This is a genomic window from Lentibacillus sp., from assembly GCF_035301925.1.
Taxonomy (GTDB): Bacteria; Bacillota; Bacilli; order Bacillales; family Amphibacillaceae; genus Lentibacillus.
Window position 1 is genome coordinate 1 of the sequence record NZ_DATGTI010000001.1, and the last position, 6226, is coordinate 6226.

3 protein-coding genes are annotated in these 6226 nt (G+C 39.8%); 1 reads left to right on the forward strand and 2 read right to left on the reverse strand.

The window, feature by feature from the left end:
- On the forward strand, nt 1–226 hold a 226-nt coding region (locus VK080_RS00005), incomplete at its 5' end, for a S8 family serine peptidase (RefSeq protein ID WP_324222747.1).
- A gap of 490 nt (nt 227–716) precedes the next feature.
- Here VK080_RS00005 and VK080_RS00010 read toward each other — a convergent pair.
- Together VK080_RS00010 and VK080_RS00015 are read right to left on the reverse strand one after the other, a co-directional pair.
- Nucleotides 717–3995 carry an ABC transporter permease gene (locus VK080_RS00010; RefSeq protein ID WP_324222748.1) on the reverse strand — a complete coding sequence of 1093 codons (3279 nt, stop codon included), beginning with the start codon at nt 3993–3995 and terminating at the stop codon, nt 717–719.
- 170 nt (nt 3996–4165) lie between these two features.
- A partial coding sequence (locus VK080_RS00015; protein WP_324222749.1) for an ABC transporter permease occupies nt 4166–6226 on the reverse strand: 2061 nt, incomplete at its 5' end.

Sequence of the window (6226 nt, forward strand, 5' to 3'; positions counted from 1 at the left end):
ATATGGCTCCTTATCTGGCACGTCAATGGCAACGCCACATGTAGCTGGAGTATTAGGCTTGATACGTTCAGCTGACCCTAATATATCGGTTACCGACGCTAGATCAATATTAAATAATACAGCACAATATGCTGGGCCTGCCCTTCAATATGGTCATGGGATTGTTGATGCTTTTGCAGCCTTACAAGCAATAAGAGGAGCCGTAACTACTGATCTAACGCCATAACAGTAAGGAAAAACTCACTACTTGGACCATAACACAGATAACATTAGGAACTTATACGATTAAAGATCTAACGCTATTAAATATGAATCAAATTTAGACACGACCTCGATTCGGATGAGTTGGTAAGGCGGTCACTTAATGAAACCGATTATATGAACTTAACAAAACATAGGTGAAGAAAACGGCATGTGTTTTCTTCACCTTATATCTTTCTAGTTCTATGATAGTGCAGTTGACAACACTACTTAGTAAATAAATGAAAGAAATAAGTGATATCTTCAATTGCTCATTTTATCCATAGAATTCTTTCAGCATATTCCTATAATGAATGTAAACTCCTGATTGAAACAAAGAACTTTTTAACACAGTAATGGTAGAAATTAAACATCTTTGGTAAAAATTTTTTGCAAAAGGCTATTGGATAGGTCTTTGTTCACCCTATATATCTATTATATTTCCCATTAAATTTTGATTTATTATATTCGATGTTTTATTCCTCGAAATCGTCCGAAATCAAAATGATATATGATTGCGTACGATCTAATGGCCTAAATCGTAACACGTAATCATCAATGTCCTCCGGAATTTCATACTCTACAATTGCATGGACATGCCCACTACCAATAATTTCTCGCTCTCTTTCCCAGTTTTCACTGTCAATTATATTAACATCTGCATGTGTAAACTTTTCTCCTTCAGGTGTTAAAATGACAAGTGCATGTTGCAAATTTATACGACTATTCCAAAACTCATCTCTATTCTCATATTTAAATTCGACAGCAATTCTTTTCATCCCATCTGCTGGCTCTTGTTCACTTTCTATTTGTGTAACAACAAAATATTCAAAGCGATTCTCTTCTTCCTCTCCCGAATCGAACACCATAAAAACATTAGTCCCATATATTTCTTTAGTTCTATCTTTTTCATCTTGAACATCATCATCATTTGCATCATCATCTTCTCCAGAGTCTTTGGACTCCTTCTTTGCGATCGTTGGCGTCACATCACCTTCTGTTGGATTTGGGTCTTGTTTAGCTTGTTCCTCATAAGAAGCAATTGCCTCCTGTATAGAAGGTGCAATTTGAACCATCGTTCCTATAAAACTAATAATAATGATTGTTGCTCCTCCAATGACAACCCATTTCATCCGTTGTTCAGATCGTTTTCGTGTTTCATACGTTCCATCCATACTTTGATAAGGCATCATACGAACGGCACGTTCTGCCGGTAAAATAGACCCAAACCAACCGACAATAACTGGCACGATACCTGTCGCTAAAATAAAGCCTATTTCTTCAGTAGGAAATTGACCATATAACCCCCACATCATTAAAAAGGCAAAAGATAAGCCGATCACAGCGGCAAGAAGTCCACTACATATTCCTTCCAGCCATACGAGATAACGAACTGTTCGATTGCGCCATCCAGTTGCTTTAAGTACGGCAATTTCACTTTGCCGTTCGGCAATATTTTGCCACATAATTTCAGCAGCCGTTAATATCGCAATGATCAGAGCGACAATTAATGCCGTGTAATGAACAGGACCTACTTCTAATGCGACAAATTGACCAATCCACGTCGTATACATAATGCCTTGCAGGCGAAACGTAATGTATAAAAATAGGGCAAGTAATCCAGTTGGTAACGCAATCGCGATTACTGATAAAATACTACGCTTCCATTTCCCCATAAAGTGGTTAAACGCCATTGATATAAGTCCACGTGTTTTTAAAAGTCGAGCACTTGTCGATGTAATTTCACCCGTCCGCATTGCCTCATAAGGTGAAATATTCCGGGTTAACCAAGCGGGAATGACTGCTCCTAATGAATAAATCGCAAATCCACTAAAACCGGTTAAGAAAAATCGCATGAGTTCAATAGGCGTTCCACTAAAAGTAGAAATCAACCCAAGCATCGTCCACGAAATCATCGCGACAAAACAGCCAATGATCATCGACTCTATAAAGAGTAATTTGCTTACTTGACTCGGTCGCCAGCCAATTGATAAAAGAACCGCAAATTCATGTCGACGTGAAAACATCGATACAAGACTTGTCGCCCACACGTAAATAATCGCAACACCGATCACACTGGCAAGAACCCCTGTTAAACCAAGATTCGCTTCTCTAAATAGAGAAATGGCTGAACCAATATGGACCCAAGGCTGCTGGATCCATCCAATCGCTTCTTCGTCATTTAATGATGGGACATATGTTAATGTCAGTTGCGGGGATGAACCTAATGTAATATCTGTTATGAGGCCTGTAGCCTCCTCTATATCACTGGCCACTTTCTCTAAGGTGGCTTGGCTTTCTTCACCTAATTCAGAAACCCCTGCCACTTTAACCCGGATAGCTGAAATCGGCTCATCTCCAAGTATACTCTCAGCCGCCTCAATTGTCGTTAACATATCTGGAGGATTCGTTAAAAATCCATACGGATCATCAGTTGGTTTTAATGTCTTCGATGGATTAACCGGATTGAGTTGTGGGTCGAGCACTAAATCTGCTGAAGCTGGACGGTATGTTTCCATCGGCAGTTCATTAGCTGGGTCTTGTGAAATATCTAGTTTACTTGGGTTGTAAAATCCAATCCATTTTGGATGAACACGTGGCCAATCATCGGAATTAGTACCGAACCCTAATGGTTCACGAAATGTCTCTGTATTCAAATAAACAGAAAAGACATCTCCGTCGTTATAAACTTTATTTACTTCGTACGCAAATGGCCACCGCTCCATGTACGGACTTTCAACTGGACTATACTCTACCGGACTTGGACGAAATGGCATCCATTCTCCCCCGGCTTGAGGTAAGGCTTTATACTCGGATTCATAAGGCTCACCCGTTTCCATATCTACTCCGGCAATACTACTAAAAAAGATTTTAAAAAGTTCTTCACTTGTGTAAGAATACTGTTCCTTTAGATCTCCTGGAACTGTATCTAAATACTTTGCACCTCCTCTATCCTTCACCATTTCCATTGTTTCCTCGGCTTCTTCCTCGTTTCCAAATTGTACATCTAGTTCTTCTAAAGTAAAGTGTATATCCTGATCTACATATGCATGTGTACTTAAAATAGCTGGAAATTGGTGGACGTCTGAAACAGCGGAATATGAAACAGTATCATCCTCACTAAAGTAACGACTATTCCCGAGCGTAAGAATAGCTTCATCAAGACCGACAAGCTTTGCTTCTTGTTCTGGATCAATGCCGGCGAGTAAAAAAGAAGATGAAACATTTAATATAGGATCAGGTGAGCCAACCCCATATTCAGGCCCTTTATTCAAGTTACTCCAATATTTAACTGGAAAATACATATTCCATGGTTCGGAGATTTCTTTTATTCCGTTATTTGTCACCTTTTCTTGGACTAAACGGTAAAGCGCTGGCTCAGTAATATCGATTGTGTCAAGCTCGACTTCATAATCCCCATATCCAATCATCGCAATTGGAGCCGCTACTTCAACACCGGCAATCTCTTTAATTGTTTCATATTGTTCAATAGAAATACCGCCACTCATCCCACTTAAATAATTAGGTTCAAGTAAATTTTTATCTTCCGTTACACTACGTGAACCTTCCGGGCGAACGACAATATCATAGGAAGCCGTCCAGCGCTGTTCGAGTGTATCGACAATCGTTCCTTTATTCACATCAGAAATACCAACCAAATACGTTAGTCCGATACTAACAATAAGCGCACCAATGATTAATAAGATAAACCGCTCTTTCCTTCGCCACCAATTTTGCCAAATAAAGCGTATCATAAACATGCACCTGCTCTAGTTAAAGTGGCAATTAAACGATCTTTAACAACCTTATTACCAACTGCTCTATTCACAAAAGCGCAGACCATTTTAACTATTTCCCCCTTTTATTTGATCATTACTTTTGACTATAAGTTAAAGCAAGCCATGATATCATCCAAAAACAACCGTTAAACCTTCTCTTTAAAATACCCCCCGCTGATTCCAGACATCGGTGACATATGCATGGCCATTCGTGCTGGTAAAATCGATCCGATCACTGCAATTAAAATAGGGATAATGCCGATCGCTCCAATGACCAAAAAGTCATTGAGTGGAATGTCTCTATAAATCTCCCTTATCATCGCTATCCCACATAACAGCCCGATGACTGCCGCTGAAACTTCCATCCAAATTCCTTCCATCAGAATAAGAATCCCGATCTTTCCATGACGCCATCCAACAGCCTTTAATATAGCCATTTCTCGTTGACGTTCGACAATGTTTTGCCACATGATTTCACCTGTTGTTAAAATAGCAATCAGAAGCGCGGTGATCACTGCGATATAGTGAACTGGACCAACCTCTACGATGAGATGATGACCGAGCAATGTTGTTTCCATTGTTCCTTGAAGGCGCATCGTAATAAATAAAAATAAGGCGAGTAAGCTAGTCGGTAAGGCAATAGCCATCATTGACAGCAAATTTCTTTGCCATTTCCCTGTAAAATGAGTCCATGCCATTGAGATTATTCCACGTGTTGGAATCAAGTGATTTTTCTTTCGTCTTAGTTCACCTGTGCGCATCGCTTCATAAGGCCGAATATTTCGTACAATCAAGGCAGGTATCGTTGCCCCAAGAACATAGATGGTAAATCCAAATAAACCAGTAAGAATCGTCCTAACTGGAGAAATAGGTACGGTTCCAAACAGGTCAATAAGCCCTAGGATCGTCCATGCGATGAGTGCAACAAAAATTCCAATAAGTGTACATTCCATAAGTAAGAGACGGCTTAATTGGCTTGGACGCCAACCAATTGCTAGTAATGTTGCAAAATCATGTTTTCTGGCTAACATTGATACGTGTGTTGATGAAAAAACATATACGATGGCTACAATTATGACACTTGAGATCAATCCAACTAATCCCAAGTTACTCTCACGAAACATTGAAATAGCTGCGCCAATATCTACCCAAGACTGCTCAACCCAACCGATATCTTCTTCCCCATTTAATCCCGGTACAAATGTTAAAGCACGCTGTGGTGAGGAACCTAATGTAATATCAGTCATAAGCCCTGTTTCATCTTCAATCTGTTTAGCTACTTTTTCAATTAAACGCTGACTGCCTTCAGACAGTTCAGAAACCCCTGATACTTTGATTCGGATAGCTGAGATTGGGTCTCCATCCATTATTTCTTCGGCAGCGTCAATGGTTGTTAGTATATTTGGAGGATGTGTTAGAAATCGTGTAGGTTCTCCCATCGTTTGTACCATGACAGGTGTGTCCAAAATCGTTCCATCCGTATCTACAACTAATTGGGCTTTCGGTGGTTTGTATGTTTCCATGGGAACTTCAGAAAGGGGATCTTGCTCCATATCTAGTTGACTCGGATCATAAGTACCAATATGATAAGGTCCAAATTTTATCCCTTCCTCATGAGGTATGACTTTAAAAGGTCGATGCGTCCAAAGCGACTGCCCAGATAACGTATAGTTTTTTTCCTCATGCGGTATAATGTCATATGCAAATGGCCACTTTTTTTCATCGGGACTTTCGCCTACATCATATTGTAAAGCACTAGGGTAAGACTCCATAACTGGCGGCCAAGAGCGCGGCATGTCAGAGACAATGGGAAAATCCTCCTTAAAATAAACGCTTTTATCATCCACCTGATCAGAAATATTATCTAACCAAAATTGATATAATTCTTTATTCGACACGGAAAATGTAGTCGTTTCATGAGCTTCTAGCTGATCTAAATATGCTGAACCTTCTTCTATTACTTTTTCATTCACAACGTCCATAGAATGAGGTAATGTTAATTGTTCAATGGTATAATAAGCGTCTCGATCATGATAGGACTCGCTATTTATAATGACTGGAAAGATAAGTCGACCACCTACCCATTCTATCCGTTCATGGTCCGAAAAATAGCGACTCCCATCTTCATTTAAAGTTGCTTGATCAAGTCCAACGAGCTTAGCCTCTTGCTCTGGATCGACTCCAGCCAGTAGTAATCTTATAAGTGA

Bases quoted from the DNA above. Each gene is read 5' to 3' on its own strand.
- VK080_RS00010 (WP_324222748.1), bottom strand. From the start codon at position 3,995: ATGATACGCTTTATTTGGCAAAATTGGTGGCGAAGGAAAGAGCGGTTT.